Source organism: Variovorax trehalosi (assembly GCF_051216415.1).
Taxonomy (GTDB): domain Bacteria; phylum Pseudomonadota; class Gammaproteobacteria; order Burkholderiales; family Burkholderiaceae_C; genus Variovorax.
Genome location: NZ_JBPJZG010000004.1, coordinates 533,016 through 555,619, shown reverse-complemented (window position 1 = coordinate 555,619; position 22,604 = coordinate 533,016). Strand labels below are relative to the sequence as shown.

The window sequence follows — 22,604 nt, the reverse complement described above, 5'->3', positions numbered from 1 at the left end:
GGACGGGACAGATGTAAAAGTAGGGTGCCCCCCCCAGCCCGGCCGCGCCCTCTCTAGCCTTGCTTACGCCGATTGATCTCTGCGCGTAAATGCTGCGCTGAGGTCATTCCAGTTCCTCCCGGTATTGGCAGAGCGATATTCACGTTTACGGCCTCGGCCTTCTCTAGGTAGGCGAGCGCTTCCTCATACCTGCCGCGTTGCATCTTGCTGTAGGCCGACAAAAAGTAAGCTGAAGAATCGAATCCGTGGTTTCCACTCTTCGAGCCTATCTCGACCACCCTTTCTAGCCACTCGCAGGCTAGGTCGTATTTTTCCAAGCTGCAAGGCTACATCTGATCCTAGAAAAAAGTCGCCAGCATTTGTCAACCCCGATTCGATCACCAACTGATAGTCCTGCAGAGCTTCCGTTTGCCTGTCCTTCAAGAACCATACGGACGCACGCATACGCAGAGCGTCAATGCTAGCCGCATCTTTTTCCAGCAACTCGTAGCAAGCTGCAAGCGCAACGTTCAAGTCACCTTTATCTCTTGCCCTTTTAATTTCATCTAGCTGCATAAAAATCAGAACCTGACCCTGTTGTGGAAGGATTCGAAGATGATCTTTATTACCCACAGAATCTGATGAATCCTCAAGACACGCCCAATGTTGCCCCTATGTGTTGTTTTCGAGTGGTCACTTCTGACTGAGCTACTTGGACCGTCGATTGTTCGGGGGCTGGTTCGATCGGTGATGAACAAGGTCCAATGTGGCAGCTGAGCCCGCGACGTGGATTACTCTGAGGCAGGCGGTTTTTGCTTCAATGTTGCAGCGAGTCGTGCTTCGAAGTCATTGAGCATGGCTTGAAGCTGAGTCGATTCCGTCGCGCCGGGCTCGATACCGCCACCGTCGATGATGCCCTTGACCAAGTAGTACTCGATCTCCGAGCGGATCACCCCTCGCTTGAGAATTTGCAGGTACTTCTTCGAGTAACGCCGCCTGACCTCGCTCAGGGTGAAGGTGCCCTCAGCAGCGAAGCGGGCATCGGCTTCGGCTACGCGCTCGGGCGACCATTTGGTGGTGTCCTCAGCAATATCATTGAGAGCCATTTGAAGGCCCTTCTTGGCGTTGGACATCGATTGTTTCTCGATGCTCGCCGCAACATGCAAAGGATGAACCTCAGGCGGCATCTCTGGTTTCGCGTCGTACCAGTCGAAGAATTTACCCAAGAAGACCTTGAGATTCTCGTAATCTGCGAGAGAGAGTTTTTCTGTCATTTCTAGTTGCAGGTACACCGGCCGGCGGGAATCGGTGCCCCGAATTCTCCGGTCGCTTGCTGAAGATAAGAAGGACCTCGGAAGTTCCATCGGCTTATCCCATTAATCTCGTTTCTTGAACTGCCGCCTGAGCGCCTCGCTCCACCGTTTAGCTCCAAGACTTGCTGCTCCCGTCCCCTGACCGAGCCGGAGTTAGTCGATGTGCGATCAAGTACCCCGGGCCTGAATCCCTCTGCGGTCAAGGCCCGGTGATCGGCGTCTTTCATTCGCCTCGCGACATTCTGTTCCGGGGTTCCAGTACCTGATGTTCGTCCTGTATAGCACTGCCCCGTGAGCGGATTCCACCGAGTGTAGGTTTGGTAGGTATCGTCATCCTCCTCGTCGTACCACTTCTGAATGGCACGCCCCAGCTCTCTCAGCCCGTCCGCAGGGCTCGGTATCGGGATGATCGGACCGCCCGGCCGGCGATCTTGATCGTACTCAGCCTGCAATCCAAGCGAGTCCGAGAACATCAGAGGATTTCCATCGACGTAGCCGAACCGATTCCACCCCCCATCAAGCCCGATGGGATCGCTCTGCGTATATCGACCAACTCTCGGGTCATACGTCCGATAGCCGTTGTAGAACAACCCTGATTCCTCATCCGCATACTGCCCCGGATACCTCAGGTTGAACTTCACTTCCGAGATACCCGTCGTGCCCGGATTCGGCGTCGTCTCCAGATTCGCAAACCGGTTCTTCGCCACCGTCGGCTTGTCTTCCCCGAACGCGCTGTAGCTCCACTGCCAGACCGCTTGCCCATCCGCGTTCGTGAGCTTGCGTGGCGTGTTCAGGTGGTCGCTGTGCACCGCATAGGTGGCGCCGTTGATCACCGCCGCAATCGGCATCGGGCCGTTCGCCGTCGGCAGGTAGATGTACTGGGCCTGGCCCGCGCTGTTCGTGCCGCCGCTGCCCACCTCCGCAATGAGGGTGCCCTGCTCGTCGTAGACATACGCATAGCCCAACTGCTCGGCCTGCGTGGTCGAGGGGCTCCACAGCTTGGTGAAGAACGCGATCAGGCTCTGCATGAAGCCCGGGTCGGCCTCGTCGCCCTGGCTGGGTGGATACAGCGGCTCGGTCTTGAAGACGCGCTGGCCCAGCGCGTTGTGCGCGTAGCGCGTGGTCGGGCTGGTGTCGGTGGCGCCCGTGGTGGAAGCGGCCAGGCGGCCTTCCGTGTCATAGGTGTAGCTGCGCAGGCCATCGCCGAGCAGGTCGCCGTTGGCGTTGTAGCCGTAGGTGACGCTGGTGTTGCTCGCGCCGTTGATGCTCTGGGTGAAGCCCGAGAGGCGATTGCTCGTGGCGCCCACCGTGTAGGTACGGCTGGTGCTCAGGCTGTCGAGCACGCGCGTGCTGCTCGAGCGGTTGCCGTTGGCGTCGTAGCCGAAGCTGGCGGTGTTGCCGGTGGCGTTGAAGCCGGTGATGCGGCCCACCGTGTTGTAGCCGACGGTCCAGGTGACGTTGCCGCTGCCGATGGTGCTGTGCGTGGGGTCGGCGTCGCCGGGCTGGTAGAGGTTCTGCGTCAGGCTGGTGATGCGGCCGGCGGCGTCGTAGACGTAGCTGCTGAAGTCCGTCGCCGTCATGCGGCCCGCGGTGTCGTAGCTGCGGCTCGCCGCTGTAACCGGGCTTGCAAAGGCCCAGGTCCAGGCGGTGGGCTGGCCCAGCGGGTTCCAGGCGACGTTGGTGACGAGCGGCGTGCCGTTCAGGCTCAGGCCCGTGAGGCGGCCGGTGCCGTCGTAGGCATGGGTGAGCGTCGAGCCGTTGGGGTGGCCGATGCTGGCGAGCGTGCCGTTGGGGTTGTAGGCATAGCTCACCTGCTGCGTGCTGCCGTTGATCAGCGTCTGCTTCTTCAGCGTCACGCGGCCGAAGGTATCGCGGGTGTACTCGGTGGTGCCGCTGCGGTCGATGATCTCCGAGAGGTAGCCCTTGCTGTTCGCAGTGAGGTCGTAGCGCAGCGTGGTGGTCTTGCCGTCGGCGAAGACGAGGCCGGTGGGGCGGCCCAATGCATCGCGCGTGATCGTCGTCGCCTGGCCGAGTGCGTCGGTGATCTGGCTGGGGAGGCCGAGGTTGTCGTACTGGGTGCTGGCGGTGCCGATGTCGGTGCTGGCTTCAGCAGTGGCGTTGCCTTGGGCGTCGCGGGCGTAGGTGGTGGCGACGCCCTTGAAGTCCTTGGCTTCGGTGATGGCGTCGAGGGAGTTGTACTTGAGGGTGGCGCTCGCGTTGGCGGCGTCGGTCACGGTCTTGATGCGGCGCAGGCCATCGAGGCCGTAGTTGGTGCTCTGGTTCAGGCCGTTGGTGGTGCGGGTCAGCTCGCCGTTGGCGTCGTAGCCAAAGGAACTGGTCTGGTTCGAGCCTTCGGTCTTGGCGCTGAGGCGGTTGATGTTGTTGATGGTCCGCGCCGTGTTCCACGCGATGTTGCCGGCGCTGTCCTTGATTTGCTCGGCGGTGCGGTTGCCCATGCCATCGAGGGTGTAGGTGCCGGACTCGCCGCGGTTGTTGCTCCAGCCTGTGAGGCGGTGGGCTGCGTCGTAGGTGTAGGTCAGCACCAAGCCGGTAGGCAGCGTGAGGGTCTCGACGGTGCCGTAGGGCTTGTAGGTGAGCGTGGTGGTCTGGCCGCCGATAGTCTGGGTCAGCAGGCGGTCGCGAGCGTCGTAGGTGTAGGTGGCGGCGAGGCCATTGGGGGCCGTAGTACTGACGACGCGATTGGCGGTGTCGTAGTTGTAGCTTGTGACGTGGCCAAGGGCGTTTGTGGTCGTCAGTACGTTGCCCAGGAGGTCATAGGTGTAGCTCGTCACCGCGCCGTTGGGCTGTGTCGTCGTCTCGACCAACTGCTGGGCGTTGTAGGTCCACTGCCAGAGTTGGGCCTTGTTGGTGGCGGTGTCTGTAACGGTTTTGGTCAGGGCATTGCCGACAGCGTCATAGGTGTAGGCGGTGGCGCGGCCAGCTTCGGTGACCAGCACCGGCAAGGCGAAGTTCGAATGCCATTGGGTGGTCACTGTCCGGGCGTCAGGCGTGCCGGAGGTGTAGACCACAGTGGTCGGCAGGCGACGGGCTACGTCCCAGGTGGTGGTGGTCACCGCGCCCTTGAAGTCGGTCTCCGACGTGATCAGGCCGTTGGCGTCTTGCACACGGCTAGCAGCATCGCTCTTGCCTTCGCCCGAGGGCAGCGAGCCTCCGGTGACGGCGAGTTTGCCCAGTGTCTTGCCGTAGTTGTAGTTACGGCTTGTGCCCAAGGGATCGACCACTGTGGCGGAACTTGAGGACGGATAGCTGACTTGATAGCTGTCAACGGAGCCCGCGAGCTGAGTGCTGATCGCACGGCCCGTACTGTCATACGCAAACGTGCCCCAGCGAATACCGGCTTCGTCGAAGATGCCTGTCAGTGCGTGAGGGAACGAGGCGTTCTCGTAGACGAAACTGCGGCTCTTGCCGTCGGGGTACAGGACCGTGGAGAGGCGACCGGAGCCGTCGTAGGCGTAGGCGATGACGCGCGCATCCGGTGTCGTCACGGTGACCAAATGTCCCGCGCTGTTGTAAGCAAGCGCGAGGGTGCGCCCGAAACCGTTCGTGACGGAGGCCAGTTGGCCGGCGCTGTTGTAGGTGTAGACGGTGGCCCAGCCGTTGCGATCCGCTTCGGTCTGCAGCTTGCCGGAGCCGTCGAAGGTCAGTGTGGTGTCGTCGTCGGCGCGATGGTAGGTCCAGGCGCCGGAGGAAAGCTGCGTCAGCGTATCGGCACTATTGCTGGCGCTCCAAGTGGTGGCGCCTGCTGCCTTGCCAAAGGTCCGCACATAGCCTTCGCCGGTGGTGATGGCCACACCCGTGGGCGCTGTGATGGGCGTGCCGACCAACCCGGTGCTGAAGTTATGTGACCAGACTTGTCCAAGCGGATTGCTGGCCCGGGCCGAATCGCTTGCCCAGTTGCTGCGGTAGGTGCGAGTGAGGGACAAGGCTCCGGGGCCGGAGTCAGTCCAATCGGTCTCGGAGCGGTATTTCTCGGCCGTAGCGGGAAAGATCGGGAAGCCTTCGAAAGCGCCCGCTGGCGGGCGCTGGCACATGTTGGCTGGCTCAATGGCGGCCGGAATACACGCTGAGTGGGTCGCATCTTCTTGGGCGTTTCGATTACAACTGCAACCGGAACCGTCTGGACTGCTATCCGCCGGGCAGACTGCTGGAGGTCGACGGACCCCTGTGAAATAGCCGTCGCTGGTTCCGTCCCAGCGGGCATAACAGACGGGGAAATTGGGATCGCTCACATCCAGTCGGACGCTGGTGTAGTGCGCGCTCGTGGCTTGGGCGATGGGTAAGAACGCATCACACGCTGCCTGCATGGTTGGATAGATGGCGGGGCGACTGCTAAGAACATAGCCTGGGGGTACTTGCATCGGAAAAGATGCAAGCGCAGAAATGGACCACCCGAAGAACAACCAGCAGGCCATATTTCTCAGAATGCGTGCCACAGCCTTCAGTTCGACCGCTTTATTCCTTCGTCTTTTTCCAAACGATCTCGAATCCAGCATCACGTGCTCCCTCATGCGTTCCCGTTTGCGTGTCTGAGCGGCCACGGCAAACGCTTCGTGCGCCGCGAAAAGTCAGCATTTCTTGATTGGGCAAATCACAGCCCCAGTGACGGGCACTAACGCGCAGCGCGCTCCGTACAAGTTGTTTCAGATTAGCCGAGAGGCCACATCCGAGCAACGGCAACTCGATAGCGTAGGGAATGACGTCGGCAGAATGAACATGAAAGTACGCATCCACCGAAATCGCTGTGGTCGGATAACGACTGGTGAACGGCACGCGGTTGTGCAAACCGAGCAGGAGCCTCACCCGAGGCGGCTATCTCGGCTCAACTTCGGTTTGCGCGCCTATGCCTCTTCCGATGAATCTATTCACTGGACGGACGCTTCGGACCTCTCTACAAAGGGGAATCGTCCTGAAAGCATCTACTCATCGTTGGCACCCCTGCCCATGCCACAGGCCGGCCGCGACATTGAGCAGCACAAGGATGGAATAGGTCTCGGGGTCAGGCGCCAAACCGGTAAACAGCGCATGGCGCCCGTGGTTGCAATAGCGGCATGCGGCCACGATGTTCGAAGCGACCGTGCGCCCGTCATCTATCTGCGCAATCAGATGCTCAGCAGTCAGCTGAAACATCTGCGCCTGCTCATGCGAGATGCCATGTTCGGCGGCGAACGCCTTCACACCTCGGCGCCACATCGGGTGCCGGCAGTAGAAACAAAGGTGGCCTTGGGCCGAGAAAGCGCTCTCGCGGAGCGCGCGGAGATTGGCACTGTGCGTCATAAGGTTTCACGTTGAAGTGATTCCCCCGTTGACGCTTGGCGCAGCTCGGGCGCCAGCGGCACGACCGACTGGCGATGCAGCGGCAATGTGCCGGCGCTGTCGGGATTCTCAGGCCCCGATCAGGCGCGAGTTTATCTCGGCGCCGGCTGTATGAGCATGCGGTCGTTCCCGAGGATGTCCAGCAACAGCTCTACTTCGGCAACGGTTGCGTGAGATTTGGATTTGCCACCTTGCAGTAACTTTCACTTGCCGTTTTGACCCAAAGGCGCGGTTACTGAATCAGTTACTGCACAATGCCTCGGAAACACCCGGACTGATGCGGAAGCAAGCGCAATGAAAAAAGCCCTAAGTAGTTGATTTACTTAGGGCTTTTGGACTTACGCGGACAACCGCGAAAGTAATGTTGGTGGCCTGGGGCGGAATCGAACCACCGACACGCGGATTTTCAATCCGCTGCTCTACCAACTGAGCTACCGGGCCATTGTGTGCAGCCCTAGATTATACAGCGGTTCTGCGGCCTCTTGAAAGATCGACGCCAAGTTGTTTGAGCTTGCGATAAAGATGAGTGCGTTCCAGGCCGGTTTTCTCTGCGACGCGGGTCATCGAGCCGTTCTCCATCGCCAGGTGGAATTCGAAGTACGCCTTTTCGAAGCCGTCGCGTGCATCGCGCAGCGGGCGGTCGAGGTCAAAGCTCTGTGTCGACTGCGGGCCGGCATCCGGCACGGGCACCGAGGCCAGCGATGCCATCAGCAGGCTGTCGCCCGTCGTGGTGATCGCGGCCGCCTGATGACCGCCGACCGGTGTGGGCACCACGCCCGCCGCGGCACGCCGTGCGCTCTCGCGTGCGAGCCCCTGCTCCACGGCCTTGAGCAGCTTCTGCAGCGTAATGGGTTTTTCGAGGAATGCGAAAGCGCCGATGCGCGTCGCGTCGACCGCGGTGTCGATGGTGGCGTGGCCGCTCATCATGATGACGGGCATGCTCAGGAGGCCGGCGGTGGACCACTCCTTGAGCAGCGTGACGCCGTCGGTGTCGGGCATCCAGATGTCGAGCAGCACGAGATCGGGCCGCGCGCGTTGCCGCGCGGCGCGTGCCTCGGCGGCGTTCTCCGCGAGCTCCACGTTGTGGCCTTCGTCATTGAGAATTTCGAAGAGCAGGTCCCGGATGCCCAGCTCGTCATCGACCACGAGAATGTTTGCCATGAGTGCTGCTTGTTGTGTGCGCTGGTATGTGTTGGTCCGCCGGCCCGTCCAGCGCCCTCGCGCTGGATTTTGTGGGCGCTCAGGCGGTGGAAGACTTCGAGTCTTCGGTGTGAGCGACCGCTGCCCGCGGCTCGCCTGCCAGCGCGAATGATAGCGAGACTTGCGCCCCTGCCACAGTCCCGTCGACAACGCGATTGGAAAGCTCGATGCGCGCACCGTGCTCATCCGCGATCTTCTTGACCACCGCGAGCCCCAAACCGGTACCTTTTGTTTTCGTCGTGACGTAGGGTTCGAAGGCGCGCTTCAAAATATTTTCTGCAAAGCCCGGGCCGCTGTCCTGCACCGTGAGGCGCACGCGCTGACCCGAATCGCCCAGCCGGGTTCGGATGACGACCTCACCCGCCCGCCCCGTGCTGCTGGCGGCGGCCTCGGCGGCATCCTGCGCGTTCTGCAGCAGATTGTGAATGACTTGGCGGATCTGCTGCTCGTCGCCGCGGATCGGCGGGCAGCGCACATCGAGCTCCGAGCGCAGCACGATCGGCAGGTTCTCGGCGTGATAAAGCTGGAGCACGTCGGTCAGCAGCGCATTGAGATCGACCGGCTTCAGGTCGGCCGCGGGCAGCCGCGCGTAGTCGCGGAATTCGTTCACCAGCCGCTTCATCGCATCGACCTGGTCGACGATGGTCTTCACCGACTTCACCAGGATCGCCTGCTCGGGTGCTCCGACCTTGCCCGAGAGCTTCATCTCAAGCCGCTCGGCCGAAAGCTGGATCGGCGTGAGCGGATTCTTGATCTCGTGCGCCAGGCGCCGCGCCACCTCGCCCCAGGCCTGTGCGCGCTGGGCCGACACGATCTCGGAAATGTCGTCGAACACCAGCAGCCGCGCGGCGCCGGGCAGCTCCGCGCCGCGCGCGACGAGGTTGATCACGCCGTCCTGCTGCGGCAGGTCGGTGCCGGTGGCATGCAGCTCGAAGGCGTGCTGCCAATGGTCGAGGCCGTGCTGCATGCGCTCGACCTGGAACTCGTCGAACTGCTGCTGCACCTTGGCGCCGAAGTCGGCCAGGCCCGGCACGTCGACGAGCGCCTGGCCTTCGTAGGCCGCGAGCGGCGCGCGCAGCACGCGGGTGGCGCCGGGGTTGGTCGAGAGTACCGTGCCCTTGGCGTCGAGCACGATCACGCCAGAGGTCAGGTTATCCAGGATGGTCTGCAGGTTGGCGCGGGCCGCGTCGAGCTGGCCCATGGTCTTTTCGACGGCGCCGCGCGCATCGGCCAGCTGCTGCGTCATGACGGCGAACGAGCGCGTGAGGCCTCCCAGCTCGTCCTTGCCCTGGAGCACGGCGGTGGGCCGCAGGTCGCCGGCGGCCACCTGGCGCACGCCGTCGGCCAGCACGAGCAGCGGGCGTGCGAGCTGGTTGCCGAACAGCACGGCCAGCAGCACCGCGCCGAACACGGCGAGGAACAGGCTCAGCGTGAGCGTGCCGATGTACATGCGGCGCAGTCCCCCGCGCGCGAGTGCCCGCTCCTGGTACTCGCGATTGGCTTCCTGCACGTCCAGCGCGTTCTTGACCACGGCTGGCGGCAGCGGCCGCGTGACCTGCAGGTAGCGCGGCGCGGTGTCGAAGTCGAAGCCGGGCCGCTGCACCATGGCGAGCGCGCGCACGCTCGCGACGGGCTGGGTGGCGCCGGGCGCGGCGGTTTCGTCCAGGCCCTCGACGTGCGCGAGCGGACGGTCGGGGCGCACCTGGCGAAATTGCTGCGCGGTCGGCCGCTCGGGATTGAGCTGGAAGCGCGAGGTGCCCGCGCCGGCGATGAGCTGGCCAGACCCGGTCCACAGCACCACGTCGCTCGCCTCGAGCTGGTCACGGATGCGCTCCAGCGCGAGACCGGCGCTCGCATCGGACACCGACGACAGCTGCGCGCTGGCGACGCGGGTCTTGGTCGCAAGGTCGTCGGACAGCGAATCGAGCGTGGCGCGCCCGAGGTTCAGGCCAGCGTCCAGCGCCCCTTCGACCTTGACGTCGAACCAGCTCTCGATCGAACGCTCGACGAACTGATACGACACGACGTACACCAGCGCCCCCGGCACCACGCCCACCAGCGCGAAGATGGCCGCCAGCTTGATCAGCAGCCGGCTGCCGAACTTGCCCTGGCGCAACCGCCGCAGCAACCGGAAGGCGACCCAGCCGATCACCAGCACCAGCAGCACCGCCACCACGACGTTGATGCCGAACAGGCGCACGTAGTAGCGCTCGTACAGCTCCCGGTTGTTGGTGGCCTGGGCCAGCAGGAACATCAGCACCAAGCCAATGGCCGTGACCATGGCCGCGCCGACGCCCACGGCCCAGCGCATCGCGCGCGAGCGGCGTGCGGCGGGTGTGGCCGCTGCGCCGCTGCGCGGTTTGCTGCTCACCGCTGCTTCTCCAGCGCGAGCTTGGCGGTGCGCTCGGCCGAGATGTTCCAGTCGGCCTGCCCGACCACGCCGATCTGGAACGGCCGCGGCAGCTGCGAGGTATCGAGGCGGAAGCGGAACGTCACTTGGTGCAGCGGGTCGTCGCCGATCTCGGCCGCATCGCCCATGCGCAGCCGGCCGATGCGCTTGATGGCTTCCAGCGCGTCGCCGAGGCTGTCGAAATTCTGGTTCAGGGAAATGCCGAAGCCGGCGGCGCCCGTGATCGGCACCGGCGATACATTGAGCCGCCAGCGGCGGGTGAGCGGCTGGTAGGCCAGCCGCATGTGGCGCGTGACCTGGGCGACCTTGCGGTCGGTCCAGTACCAGCGCTCCTGGTACATCTCGGCCTCGGCCACAAAGTAGATGGCGATGCCCTTGTCCAACACCTCCTCGACCAGCGAGGGCAGCTCGAACTGCACGCCGGCGCTGAGGTAGACGCCGTCGTCGGCCTGCTCCAGGCGCATCTGGGTGATCGCCGCGCCCGGGCGGTTCTGGGCGGCGGCCGGGGCCGGTAGCCAGGCCAGCATCAGCGCCCAGACCAGCAGGAACATGGCCAGCAGGACCGGTCGGCGCGGCCGAGCGGACTCAGCGTTTTTCAAGCAGGGCGTAGAAGAAGCCGTCGTGGTCACCTGAGGGATTGTCCGGGACGCCACGGACATTCCCCCCGCTTTGGGGCAGCAAATGGCCCGGGGACGGTTGCAATCGTGCGTCAGTGTTGTGTGCAAGGAACGCATCAATTTGTTGCGAGCCCTCTTCCCGGAAGACGGAACAGGTGCAGTAAAGAAGCCGGCCGCCGGGCCGCACGAGCGGCCAGAGCGCGGCCAGGAGCGCGGCCTGCTGGGCGGCCAGTTGGGCGGTGTCGCTCTCGCGGCGCAGCCAGCGGACGTCGGGGTGGCGGCACACGATCCCCGAAGCGGTGCATGGCGCGTCGAGCAGGATGGCGTCGAAAGGCGTGCCGTCCCACCAGTCGGCGGGGCGCGCCGCATCGGCCACCACCACCTTGGCCTGCAGGCCGAGGCGGCTCAGGGTTTCGTCGATCCGGCGGCTGCGGACGGCGTCGACCTCGAGGGCGACTACATCGGCGGCACCGGGGCCGGCCAGTTCGAGCAGGTGCGCGGTCTTGCCGCCGGGAGCGGCGCAGGCGTCGAGCACCCGCAGCGGCCCGGCGCCGGGCTTCGCCGGCAGCAGGCCTTCCAGCAGCAGGGGCGCAGCCATCTGCGCGGCCGCGTCCTGGACCGAGCAGGCGCCGTCGGCGAAACCGGGCAATTGCTGCACCGGCCGCGCGCGTCCCAGCTGGAGACCGCTGGCACCGATGCGCGTGGCCGCAAGGCCCGCGGCCTCCAGCTCTAATAGATAAGCAGCCGCCGTGGATTTCTGGGTGTTGACGCGCAAAGTCATCGGCGCCTGCGCGTTGTCCGCATTCAGGATCCGCTGCCAATCGCGGGGATGGTCGCGCTTGAGCTTCTCGATCCACCAGCGCGGATGGTTCCATTGCGCGACCGGCTCCTGGTCGGTGATGGCCACGAGTTCGTCACGCTCGCGCAGGAACCGGCGCAGGCATGCATTGATGAAGCTGGCCTGCGCCCGGGTCGCCGGGTTGCGCTTGGCCGCTTCGACGGCCTGGTCGACCAGCGTGAAGGGTTCGTAGGGCGCGCGTTCGGCGTCCCAGGCCAAGCCCAGCGCGGTGCAGAGCAAGGCGTCGGGCAGCGGCGGCGGCGTGCGCTTGGCCAGATGGCGGCGCAGCGCCTCGGCGCGGCCGAGCCAGCGCAGCACCTGGAAGCCGAGCGCCTGCACACCGGGCCGCAGCGCGGGCTCGACGGCCTCGAAAGCCACGGAGCCCGAGGTGCCGGCGCGAATGGACGCCAGTGCGCCCGCCGTCAATTGCAGTTGGCGCCACAGCGGTGGCTGCAGCGAGGGCGCTGCGTTGCCGGGGGAATCGGAAGGTAGTTCTGACAAGTTGGGGCGGATGGTAACGGGCGGGCCAAAGGCACTACGCCGTGCAAATGTAAAGAAGGAGCAGCCTCTTAGCGCAGGGGCGCGGCCGGACGCAGACGCACGGCCCATGCCACCAGCAGCGCCGGGAACTGGACGATCGCGTCGTTGTAGTGCCCCACCGCCAGGTTGAACTGGCTGCGCGCGATTTCCGCGGCGGCCGAGGGTTCGGGCCAGGCGATCGGCTCGGCCGCGTTCGGCGTAGCGACGGTACCGGGCTGCGCCGGCACAGGGCGCGAAAGCGTCCCGTCGGCATCGAAGACCGTCACCGCATCCGGATGCTGGCGCTGCCAGGCGGAGATCAGCACCTGCAGCGCGGTGCCCAAGGCGGCCATGCCGCCGGCATCGAGCGGATGCAGACGGGTCGCGCCCAGCAAGGTGGCCAGCTGGGTGGTGGCCGCTTGCAGCGGCGCGATCGACGACAGCAACTCCTGAGACGGCGCTTCCGTCTGCGGTGCGGCGCTGATGCTGGCCTGGACGAAATCGAGCTGCCTGCCCAGCGCCGCGTCGAGCGTCGCATAGGCCTGCAGCACCGCCGCGCGCAGGCGCACCAGCCGGTTGTAGGCGCCGACAAACCAGAACAGCAGCACCGCAATGACGATCCAGCTGGCCAGCGATTCGGGCAACACGCTCATCGGAAACGACACCTCATCGAAACACAAAGAAAAACGCCCCCCAACCGGGGGCGGTCGGGGGGCGTGGGGTACCGGTCATGGCCGGTGATGCTAGCCGGTTATTCGGTCGCGGCGCCTTCGCTGGCGTCGGCCGTGCTCGTCGCATCGCTCGAGGAACCCGCCAGTTCGGCGGCTTCCGATTCGGCGATGGCGCGGCGCTCGGCCTCGTCCATCTGGTCCTTGACCTTGCGGGCCTGGTGGTAAGCCATGCCGGTGCCTGCGGGAATCAGGCGGCCGACGATGACGTTTTCCTTCAGACCGCGCAGCTCGTCGCGCTTGCCCATGATCGCGGCTTCGGTCAGCACGCGCGTCGTTTCCTGGAAGGAAGCGGCCGAGATGAACGAGTCGGTCGAGAGCGATGCCTTCGTGATACCCAGCAGCAGGTTCGTGAACGTCGCGGGGATCTTGCCTTCGGCGCGCAGGGCGTCGTTGGTGTTGAGCATTTCGCTGCGTTCGACCTGTTCGCCGGAGATGTAGCTGGTCTCGCCGATGTTGTCGACCACGACGCGGCGCAGCATCTGGCGAACGATCACCTCGATGTGCTTGTCGTTGATCTTCACACCCTGCAAGCGGTACACGTCCTGCACTTCGTCCACGATGTAGCGCGCCAGTTCTTCCGAACCCAGCAGGCGCAGGATGTCCTGCGGGTCCGCCGGACCGTCGACCACGGATTCGCCCTTGTTCACCACCTGGCCTTCGTGCACCAGGATGTTCTTTTCCTTCGGCACGAGGTCTTCGTAGACGCCGCCTTCGGGATCGGTGATCTGCAAGCGAATCTTGCCCTTGGTCTCTTTACCGAACGACACGGTACCGGTCATTTCGGCCAGCATGCCCTTGTCCTTCGGCGAACGGGCTTCGAACAGCTCGGCAACACGCGGCAGACCGCCGGTGATGTCGCGGGTCTTCTGGCCTTCGACCGGAATGCGCGCCAGCACTTCGCCGGGGCCCACGTCCTGGCCGTCGCGGATCTGCACCAGCGAGCCGATCGGGAAGCCGATCGTCACCGAGTGGTCGGTGCCCGGGATCTTCACTTCGGCGCCCGAGGCGTCGATGAGCTTCACCTGTGGACGCACGACCTTGGCGGCGCCGCGGCGCTTCGGGTCGATCACGACCAGGGTCGACAGACCGGTCACTTCGTCCACCTGCTTGGCAACCGTGAGGCCTTCCTCGACGTTCTCGAACTGCGTCTTGCCGGCGAACTCGGTGATGATCGGGCGCGTCAGCGGATCCCAGTTGGCAAGCACGTGGCCGGCCTTGATCTGCTGGTCGGCCTTGACGGCCAGGGTCGCGCCGTACGGCACCTTGTGGCGTTCGCGCTCGCGGCCGTGTTCGTCATGAATGACGATCTCGCCCGAACGCGAAATCACGACCAGCTCGCCCTTGCTGTTGGTCACGTAGCGCATCGTGGCGTTGAAGCCGATCGAACCGTTCGACTTGGCTTCCACGCTCGAAGCGATGGCCGCACGCGAAGCGGCACCACCGATGTGGAAGGTACGCATCGTCAGCTGCGTGCCGGGTTCGCCGATCGACTGCGCCGCGATCACACCGACGGCTTCGCCGATGTTGATCAGGCCGCCGCGGCCCAGGTCGCGGCCGTAGCAGGTCGCGCAGATGCCGAAGCGGGTTTCGCAGGTCAGCGCGGTACGGACCTTGACTTCGTCGACGCCCTGGGCTTCCAGGACTTCGATGTTGTCTTCGTCGAACATCTCGCCAGCCTTCAGCAGCACCGAACGGTTTTCCGGGTGCAGCACGTCGTCCGCAGCCGAGCGGCCGAGGATTCGATCGCGCAGCGATTCGATGACTTCACCGCCTTCGACGATGGCGCGCATCAGGTAGCCGCCGTGCGTACCGCAGTCCTGCTCGGTCACGACCAGGTCTTGCGTCACGTCGACCAGACGACGGGTCAGGTAACCCGAGTTCGCCGTCTTCAGCGCCGTGTCGGCCAGACCCTTACGGGCACCGTGGGTGGAGATGAAGTACTCCAGCACGTTCAGGCCTTCGCGGAAGTTCGCGGTAATGGGCGTCTCGATGATCGAGCCGTCCGGCTTGGCCATCAGGCCCCGCATACCGGCCACCTGGCGAATCTGCGCTGCGGAACCGCGGGCGCCGGAGTCGGCCATCATGTAGATGGAGTTGAACGACTCCTGCTCGACTTCCTTGCCGTGGCGGTCGATGACGCGCTCCTTGGAGAGCTTGGCCATCATGACCTTCGACACTTCGTCGCCGGCCTTGCCCCAGATGTCCACCACCTTGTTGTAGCGTTCGCCGGAGGTCACGAGACCGGAGACGTACTGCTGTTCGATCTCCTTCACTTCCTTGGCCGAGCGCTCGATGATGCCGTGCTTCTCGGCGGGCACCAGCATGTCGTCGATCGCGATCGAGATACCGGCCTTGGTCGCCAGGCGGAAGCCGTTTTGCAGCAGCTTGTCGGCGAACACGACGGTCTCTTTCAGGCCGCACTTGCGGAACGAGACGTTGATGAGCTTGGAGATTTCCTTCTTCTTCAGCGCCTTGTTGATGTTCGAGAACGGCAGGCCCTTCGGCAGGATCTCGGACAGCAGCGCGCGGCCCACGGTGGTGTCCACGAGCGAGGTCGACGGCGTGAAGACGCCGGTTTCCTTGTCCTTGGTGTATTCCGTGATGCGCACTGCCACCTTGGCGGTGAGTTCGACTTCGTTGGCGTCGAGCGCGCGCTGCACTTCACCGATGTCGGAGAAGATCAGGCCCTCGCCCTTGCCGTTGATGCGGTCGCGGGTCGTGTAGTACAGACCCAGCACCACGTCCTGCGAAGGAACGATCGACGGTTCGCCCGAAGCCGGGAACAGCACGTTGTTGGAGGCCAGCATCAGCGTGCGGGCTTCCATCTGCGCTTCCACCGACAGCGGCACGTGGACGGCCATCTGGTCGCCGTCGAAGTCGGCGTTGAAGGCCGCGCAAACGAGCGGGTGCAGCTGGATGGCCTTGCCTTCGATCAGGATCGGCTCGAACGCCTGGATGCCCAAACGGTGCAGCGTAGGCGCACGGTTCAGCATGACCGGGTGTTCCTTGATCACTTCTTCCAGGATGTCCCAGACCACCGGCGTGCCCGATTCGACTTCCTTCTTGGCAGCCTTGATCGTGGTCGCGATGCCCATGGCTTCGAGGCGCGAGAAGATGAAAGGCTTGAACAGTTCGAGCGCCATCAGCTTGGGCAGGCCGCACTGGTGCAGCTTGAGCGTCGGGCCCACCACGATGACCGAACGGCCCGAGTAGTCGACGCGCTTGCCCAGCAGGTTCTGGCGGAAACGACCGCTCTTGCCCTTGATCATGTCGGCCAGCGACTTGAGCGCGCGCTTGTTGGCGCCCGTCATGGCCTTGCCGCGACGGCCGTTGTCCAGCAGCGAGTCGACAGCCTCTTGCAGCATCCGCTTTTCGTTGCGCGCGATGATTTCCGGAGCCTTCAGCTCCAGCAGGCGGCGCAGACGCGAATTGCGGTTGATGACGCGGCGGTACAGGTCGTTCAGGTCGGAGGTCGCGAAGCGGCCGCCGTCCAGCGGCACCAGCGGACGCAGGTCCGGCGGCAGCACGGGCAGCACGTCGAGCACCATCCACTCGGGCTTGATGCCCGACTTGCGGAAGGCTTCCAGCACCTTCAGGCGCTTGGAATTCTTCTTGACCTTGACTTCGGAGCCGGTCAGGTCACCGCGCAGGCGTTCGATCTCGCTGTCGAGCTCGATGCCCTGCAGCAGGTCCTTGATGCCTTCGGCGCCCATCTTGGCCACGAATTCGTCGCCGTATTCCTTGCGCTTTGCGTCGTAGTCGTCCTCGGACATGATGCCGAACTTCTTCAGCGGGGTCATGCCGGGGTCGGTGATCACGTAGGCTTCGAAGTACAGCACGCGTTCGATGTCGCGCAGCGTCATGTCGAGCACGAGGCCCAGGCGCGACGGCAGCGACTTCAGGAACCAGATGTGGGCGCAGGGCGCGGCCAGGTCGATGTGACCCATGCGCTCGCGACGCACCTTGGTCTGCGTGACTTCAACGCCGCACTTCTCGCAGATCACGCCGCGGTGCTTCAGGCGCTTGTACTTGCCGCACAGGCACTCGTAGTCCTTGATGGGGCCGAAGATCTTGGCGCAGAAGAGACCGTCGCGCTCGGGCTTGAACGTGCGGTAGTTGATCGTCTCGGGCTTCTTCACTTCACCGAAAGACCACGAGCGGATCTTCTCGGGCGAAGCCATGCCGATCTTGATGGCATCGAAATGCTCATCGGGCGTGAATTGCTTGAACAGGTCGAGTAGCGATTTCATAAGACTCTTTCCCTTTTCAAATTAAGAACGCTCGAGCTCGATGTCGAGCCCCAGCGAACGAATTTCCTTGACCAGCACGTTGAACGATTCCGGCATGCCGGCTTCGATCGAATGCTCGCCCTTGACGATGCTTTCGTACACCTTGGTACGGCCTTGCACGTCGTCGGACTTCACGGTCAGCATTTCCTGCAGGACGTAGGCGGCGCCGTAAGCTTCCAGCGCCCACACTTCCATTTCCCCGAAACGCTGGCCGCCGAACTGCGCCTTGCCGCCCAGCGGTTGCTGCGTGACGAGCGAGTACGGGCCGGTCGAACGGGCGTGCATCTTGTCGTCGACCAGGTGATGCAGCTTCAGGAAGTGCATGTAGCCGACAGTGACGGGACGCTCGAACTGGTCGCCGGTACGGCCGTCATACAGGTACGCCTGGGTGCGCGTATCGGTCAGGCCCTTGAGCTTGGCGATGTCGTCCGGGTAGGCGAGCTTCAGCATGCCGCGGATTTCTTCTTCCGAGGCGCCGTCGAACACCGGCGTGGCAAACGTCGCACCGCTTTGCAGGTTGGCCGCCATGGCCAGCACGTCGGTGTCGCTCAGCTGGGCGAGGTCTTCCGGACGGCCCGAGCCGTTGTACAGCTGCTCCATGAACTTGCGCACTTCGGCCACCTTGGCCTCTTGCTGCAGCAGGTCGCCGATGCGCTGGCCGATGCCCTTGCCGGCCCAGCCCAGATGCACTTCGAGCACCTGGCCCACGTTCATCCGCGAAGGCACGCCCAGCGGGTTCAGGCAGATGTCGCACGGCGTGCCGTCGGCCATGTGCGGCATGTCTTCGACCGGAACGATCTTGGACACCACACCCTTGTTGCCGTGACGGCCGGCCATCTTGTCGCCGGGCTGCAGGCGGCGCTTGACGGCCAGGTAGACCTTGACCATCTTGAGCACGCCCGCGGGCAGCTCGTCGCCCTGCGTGAGCTTCTTGCGCTTTTCTTCGAACGCGAGGTCGAAGCTGTGGCGCGTCTGCTCGAGCGAGTTCTTGATCGACTCGAGTTGCGTTGCCACTTCGTCTTCCGCCGGGCGGATGTCGAACCAGTGGAACTTCTCGACCGATGCCAGATAGGCCTTGTCGAGCTTGGTGCCCTTGGCCAGCTTGTTCGGGCCGCCGTTGGCGACCTTGCCGGTCAGGAGCTTCTCGATACGGTCGAACGCGTCGGCTTCGACGATGCGAAGCTGGTCGTTCAAATCAAGGCGGAAGCGCTTGAGTTCGTCGTCGATGATCTGCTGGGCGCGCTTGTCGCGCGTGATGCCTTCGCGGGTGAACACCTGCACGTCGATCACGGTGCCTTGCGAGCCCTGGTCCACGCGCAGCGAGGTGTCCTTCACGTCGGAAGCCTTCTCGCCGAAGATGGCGCGAAGCAGCTTCTCTTCAGGCGTGAGGGTGGTCTCGCCCTTCGGCGTGACCTTGCCCACCAGCGTGTCGCCCGGCTGCACTTCGGCGCCGACATAAATGATGCCGGATTCGTCGAGGCGGTTGAGCTGCTGCTCGGCCAGGTTCGGGATGTCGCGCGTGATTTCTTCGGCGCCCAGCTTCGTGTCGCGAGCCATCACCACCAGTTCCTCGATGTGGATCGAGGTGTAGCGGTCTTCGGCGACCACGCGTTCGGAGATCAGGATCGAGTCTTCGAAGTTGTAGCCGTTCCAGGGCATGAACGCGATCAGCATGTTCTGGCCGAGAGCCAGTTCACCCAGGTCGGTCGATGCGCCGTCGGCGATCACGTCGCCCTTGGCGATCTTGTCGCCGCGCTTGACGATCGGACGCTGGTGGATGTTGGTGTTCTGGTTCGAACGCTGATACTTGATCAGGTTGTAGATGTCCACACCGACTTCACCGGCAGCCGCTTCGGCGTCGTTCACGCGCACCACGACACGGGTCGCATCGACGTAGTCGACGATACCGCCACGAGTGGCCGTGACCACGGTGCCCGAGTCGACCGCGGAAACGCGCTCGATACCGGTACCGACCATCGGCTTTTCGGGGCGCAGCACGGGCACGGCCTGACGCTGCATGTTGGCGCCCATCAGCGCGCGGTTCGCATCGTCGTGCTCCAGGAACGGCACGAGCGAGGCAGCCACCGACACGATCTGCGCGGGCGACACGTCCATGTACTGGATGCGTTCGGCACCGACCAGGATCGATTCGCCGGCTTCACGCGCGGAGACCAGGTCGCCGGTCAGCACGCCGTCCTTGTCCAGGGTCGCATTGGCCTGGGCGATGACGTACTTGCCTTCTTCGATGGCCGAGAGGTAGTCGATCTCGTTGGTGACCTTGCTGTCGATCACGCGACGGTACGGCGTCTCGATGAAGCCGTATTCGTTCAGGCGGGCGTACAGGGCCAGCGAGTTGATCAGGCCGATGTTCGGGCCTTCGGGCGTTTCGATCGGGCACACGCGGCCGTAATGGGTCACGTGCACGTCGCGCACTTCGAAGCCTGCACGTTCACGCGTCAGACCACCCGGGCCAAGGGCCGACACGCGGCGCTTGTGGGTGATTTCGGACAGCGGGTTCGTCTGGTCCATGAACTGCGACAGCTGCGAGGCACCGAAGAATTCCTTCAGCGCGGCCGAGATCGGCTTGCTGTTGATCAGGTCGTGCGGCATCAGCGGCTCTTGCTCGGCCTGACCCAGACGTTCCTTCACGGCCTTCTCGATACGGGCCAGGCCGGTGCGGTACTGGTTCTCGGCCAGTTCGCCGACGCAACGCACGCGGCGATTGCCCAGGTGGTCGATGTCGTCGACTTCGCCGTTGCCGTTGCGCAGGTCAACGAGGATCTTGACCACGGCCAGGATGTCTTCGTTGGTCAGCACCATCGGGCCGGTCGATTCGTCGCGGCCGACCTTGGCGTTGAACTTCATGCGGCCCACGCGCGACAGGTCGTACGTGTCCGGGTTGTAGAACAGGCGCTGGAACAGGGCCTGCACGGCGTCTTCCGTCGGCGGCTCGCCGGGGCGCATCATGCGGTAGATGGCCACGCGCGCTGCGAACTCGTCGACGGTTTCGTCGATGCGCAGCGTTTGCGAGATGTACGCGCCCTGGTCCAGTTCGTTCGTGTAGATGACCTGGATGTCCTGCACGCCGGCCGTGCGCAGCTTCTTGAGCAGCGCTTCGGTCAGCTCGTCGTTGGCCTTGGCCAGGATTTCGCCGGAGTCGGCATCCACGATGTTGCGAGCGATGACGCGGCCGACCAGGAAGTCTTCCGGCACGCTGATGTGCGTGGTGTTCGACTGCTCGAGTTCGCGCGTGTGGCGTGCGGTGACGCGCTTGTCCTTGGCGACCACGACCTTGCCCGACTTGTCGGTGATGTCGAAGCGCGCGACTTCGCCGCGCAGGCGCTCGGAGACGAACTCCATCTGCGCGCCGCTGTCCATCAGGCGGAAGTTGTCGTTCACGAAGAAGTTCGCGAGGATCGATTCCGGATTCAGGCCGATGGCCTTCAGCAGGATCGTGACCGGCATCTTGCGGCGACGGTCCACGCGGAAGTACAGCATGTCCTTCGGGTCGAACTCGAAGTCGAGCCACGAACCGCGGTAAGGAATCACGCGGGCCGAGAACAGGAGCTTGCCCGAGCTGTGCGTCTTGCCCTTGTCGTGTTCGAAGAACACGCCGGGCGAGCGGTGCAGCTGGGACACGATCACGCGTTCGGTGCCGTTGATGATGAACGAACCCTTCTCGGTCATGAGCGGCACTTCGCCCATGTAGACCTCTTGTTCCTTCACTTCCTTGACCACCTTGGACTGCGACGTCGACGACTCGCGGTCATAGATGATGAGCTGGACCTTGGCGCGCACGGCCGAGGCGAAGGTCAGACCACGGGTTTGGCACTCGCGCACGTCGAAAGCCGGTTTCGCGAGGTTGTACTCGAGGAACTTCATCTCGACGAAACCGTTGTGCGAGACGATCGGGAAGGCGGCATCGAACGCGGCCTGCAGGCCTTCGACGGTGCGTTGTTTGGGGGCAATGCCGGCTTGCAGGAACGCGGTGTACGCGTCTTTCTGCATCTGCAGCAGGTAGGGGATTTCGACGACGCTGTCGCGATTACCGAAACTTTTTCGGATGCGCTTGCGTTCGGTGTAACTGTACGCGGACGATTGGGCCATGAGAGCTCCGGAGCTTGAGATCTTCAGCGACTTGTCAGCAATGCCGGGACGAACGGCACCACTGCTTGGCGGCTGGCCACTACCAGCCGTTGGCGGACAGCGATGCGTTGCACATCGCCCGAACCAAGGGGTCTTCTGCAGTCGGGGTCAGAAGACACTCGAAAAACGCATCGGAATGGCGTCTTTCGGGTGCGCTCTGAAAGCGGCAAAGGCTGGAGGGCCTTTTCAGGCGCCTCCAGCCCTCTAGGGGGTCTGAATTACTTCAGTTCCACCTTGGCGCCGGCTTCTTCCAGCTTCTTCTTGGCGGCTTCAGCGTCAGCCTTGGACAGGGCTTCCTTGACAGCCTTGGGAGCGGCTTCCACCAGGTCCTTGGCTTCCTTGAGGCCCAGGCCGGTGATTTCGCGCACGGCCTTGATGACCGACACCTTGTTCGCGCCGACATCGGCCAGCACGACGTTGAATTCGGTCTGTTCTTCAGCCACGGCAGCGGCGGCACCGCCACCAGCGCCGGCCGGAGCGGCCATTGCTGCGGCGCTCACGCCGAACTTCTCTTCGATGGCTTTCACCAGGTCGTTGAGTTCCAGGACCGTCATGCTGTCGAGCGCGGTCAGAAATGCGTCTTTATCGAATGCCATTTTTGTTTCCTAACAATTGGGTTGAATATTTCAAACGCAAGGCTTTAAGCAGCCTGCGCTTCTGCCGGTGCATCGGCGACGGGTGCAGCTTCGCCTTCGCCACGCTTCGCAGCCAGCGCCGCGAGAACGCGTGCCGTACGGGAAACGGGGGATTGCATCAAGCCCAGCAATTGAGACAGCAGCACTTCCTTGGAAGGGATGTTGGCCAGTTGCTTCACGCCGTTGACGTCCAGGGCCTTGCCGCCAAACGCGCCACCGCGAATCACCAACTTGTCGTTGGTCTTCGCGAAGTCGGCCACCACCTTGGCGGCGGCCACTGCGTCTTCGGAAAAGCCGTAGATCAGCGGACCGGTCATCTGGTCGCCGACGACTTCGAATGCGCTACCAGCGACAGCACGGCGTGCCAGCGTGTTCTTCAACACGCTGAGGGTCACACCCTTGCTGCGAGCTTCGCTGCGCAGTTTGGTCATATCGGCAACCGTGATGCCACGGTATTCCGCCATCACGAGCGTTTGAGCTTTAGCGGCGAGGCTGGTCACATCACTGATGACCGCTTCTTTCTCACTGCGATTCAGACTCAAGGTCTACTCCTTTTAATGCGACCTTCGGCCGGGGCCTCGGATCGCGCTTCA

The 22,604-nt window shown here is 63.7% G+C and carries 14 protein-coding genes and 1 tRNA gene; all 15 read right to left on the bottom strand.

Translation table 11 applies throughout. The features are described 5' to 3' along the window. Positions 1-53 precede the first annotated feature (53 nt). The 15 genes from ACSFA7_RS18140 to rplJ all read right to left on the bottom strand — a co-directional run bounded on the left by ACSFA7_RS18140 (position 54) and on the right by rplJ (position 22,553). Positions 54-278, bottom strand: a complete 225-nt coding sequence (locus ACSFA7_RS18140; RefSeq protein WP_435500795.1) for a hypothetical protein — start codon at positions 276-278, stop codon at positions 54-56. Further along, the gene (locus ACSFA7_RS18135) at positions 184-612 is read right to left on the bottom strand and encodes a hypothetical protein (RefSeq protein WP_435500800.1); all 429 of its coding nucleotides are present in this window, start codon (positions 610-612) and stop codon (positions 184-186) included. The genes ACSFA7_RS18140 and ACSFA7_RS18135 overlap by 95 nt, the downstream gene beginning before the upstream one ends. Positions 613-770: 158 nt before the next feature. Beyond that, a complete protein-coding gene (locus ACSFA7_RS18130; protein ID WP_435500652.1) occupies positions 771-1,253 on the bottom strand; it encodes a hypothetical protein in 483 nt (160 codons plus the stop codon). 2 nt (positions 1,254-1,255) lie between these two features. Next, positions 1,256-5,344, bottom strand: a complete 4,089-nt coding sequence (locus tag ACSFA7_RS18125) for an RHS repeat-associated core domain-containing protein (RefSeq protein WP_475543011.1) — start codon at positions 5,342-5,344, stop codon at positions 1,256-1,258. Positions 5,345-6,233: 889 nt separating this feature from the next. Beyond that, positions 6,234-6,587: an HNH endonuclease gene (locus ACSFA7_RS18115; RefSeq protein ID WP_435500651.1), complete on the bottom strand. Its 354-nt coding sequence runs from the start codon at positions 6,585-6,587 to the stop codon at positions 6,234-6,236. Between the two features lie 404 nt (positions 6,588-6,991). Then, positions 6,992-7,067 (bottom strand) — tRNA-Phe (locus tag ACSFA7_RS18110). 18 nt (positions 7,068-7,085) lie between these two features. Beyond that, on the bottom strand, positions 7,086-7,787 hold the full coding sequence (locus tag ACSFA7_RS18105; protein ID WP_206177025.1) for a response regulator: 702 nt from the start codon (positions 7,785-7,787) through the stop codon (positions 7,086-7,088). 79 nt (positions 7,788-7,866) lie between these two features. Further along, on the bottom strand, positions 7,867-10,197 hold the full coding sequence (locus tag ACSFA7_RS18100; RefSeq protein WP_435500650.1) for a sensor histidine kinase: 2,331 nt from the start codon (positions 10,195-10,197) through the stop codon (positions 7,867-7,869). Then, a complete protein-coding gene (locus ACSFA7_RS18095; protein ID WP_435500649.1) occupies positions 10,194-10,787 on the bottom strand; it encodes a DUF4390 domain-containing protein in 594 nt (197 codons plus the stop codon). The genes ACSFA7_RS18100 and ACSFA7_RS18095 overlap by 4 nt, the downstream gene beginning before the upstream one ends. Before the next feature lie 34 nt (positions 10,788-10,821). Beyond that, positions 10,822-12,147 carry a 16S rRNA (cytosine(967)-C(5))-methyltransferase RsmB gene (rsmB, locus tag ACSFA7_RS18090; protein ID WP_435500793.1) on the bottom strand — a complete coding sequence of 442 codons (1,326 nt, stop codon included), beginning with the start codon at positions 12,145-12,147 and terminating at the stop codon, positions 10,822-10,824. A gap of 113 nt (positions 12,148-12,260) precedes the next feature. Next, the gene (locus tag ACSFA7_RS18085) at positions 12,261-12,863 is read right to left on the bottom strand and encodes a lema family protein (protein ID WP_435500648.1); all 603 of its coding nucleotides are present in this window, start codon (positions 12,861-12,863) and stop codon (positions 12,261-12,263) included. Positions 12,864-12,961: 98 nt separating this feature from the next. Then, complete coding sequence (gene rpoC, locus ACSFA7_RS18080; protein WP_435500647.1) at positions 12,962-17,191, bottom strand: DNA-directed RNA polymerase subunit beta'; 4,230 nt, start codon at positions 17,189-17,191, stop codon at positions 12,962-12,964. 21 nt (positions 17,192-17,212) lie between these two features. Further along, a complete protein-coding gene (gene rpoB, locus ACSFA7_RS18075; RefSeq protein WP_435500646.1) occupies positions 17,213-21,337 on the bottom strand; it encodes a DNA-directed RNA polymerase subunit beta in 4,125 nt (1,374 codons plus the stop codon). Positions 21,338-21,594: 257 nt separating this feature from the next. Beyond that, complete coding sequence (rplL, locus tag ACSFA7_RS18070) at positions 21,595-21,972, bottom strand: 50S ribosomal protein L7/L12 (RefSeq protein WP_206177019.1); 378 nt, start codon at positions 21,970-21,972, stop codon at positions 21,595-21,597. A gap of 44 nt (positions 21,973-22,016) precedes the next feature. Further along, positions 22,017-22,553 (bottom strand): 50S ribosomal protein L10, encoded by a 537-nt coding sequence (gene rplJ, locus ACSFA7_RS18065; protein ID WP_176659880.1) that lies wholly within the window; start codon positions 22,551-22,553, stop codon positions 22,017-22,019. Positions 22,554-22,604 lie beyond the last annotated feature (51 nt).

What these genes read in the sequence shown, in the direction of transcription:
- ACSFA7_RS18130 (WP_435500652.1), bottom strand. Translation starts at nt 1,253, where the DNA reads ATGACAGAAAAACTCTCTCTCGCAGATTACGAGAATCTCAAGGTCTTC.
- ACSFA7_RS18085 (WP_435500648.1), bottom strand. Translation starts at nt 12,863, where the DNA reads ATGAGCGTGTTGCCCGAATCGCTGGCCAGCTGGATCGTCATTGCGGTG.
- rpoC (WP_435500647.1), bottom strand. Translation starts at nt 17,191, where the DNA reads ATGAAATCGCTACTCGACCTGTTCAAGCAATTCACGCCCGATGAGCAT.
- rplL (WP_206177019.1), bottom strand. Translation starts at nt 21,972, where the DNA reads ATGGCATTCGATAAAGACGCATTTCTGACCGCGCTCGACAGCATGACG.
- ACSFA7_RS18125 (WP_475543011.1), bottom strand. Translation starts at nt 5,344, where the DNA reads ATGTGCCAGCGCCCGCCAGCGGGCGCTTTCGAAGGCTTCCCGATCTTT.
- ACSFA7_RS18115 (WP_435500651.1), bottom strand. Translation starts at nt 6,587, where the DNA reads ATGACGCACAGTGCCAATCTCCGCGCGCTCCGCGAGAGCGCTTTCTCG.
- ACSFA7_RS18105 (WP_206177025.1), bottom strand. Translation starts at nt 7,787, where the DNA reads ATGGCAAACATTCTCGTGGTCGATGACGAGCTGGGCATCCGGGACCTG.
- rpoB (WP_435500646.1), bottom strand. Translation starts at nt 21,337, where the DNA reads ATGGCCCAATCGTCCGCGTACAGTTACACCGAACGCAAGCGCATCCGA.
- ACSFA7_RS18095 (WP_435500649.1), bottom strand. Translation starts at nt 10,787, where the DNA reads ATGTTCCTGCTGGTCTGGGCGCTGATGCTGGCCTGGCTACCGGCCCCG.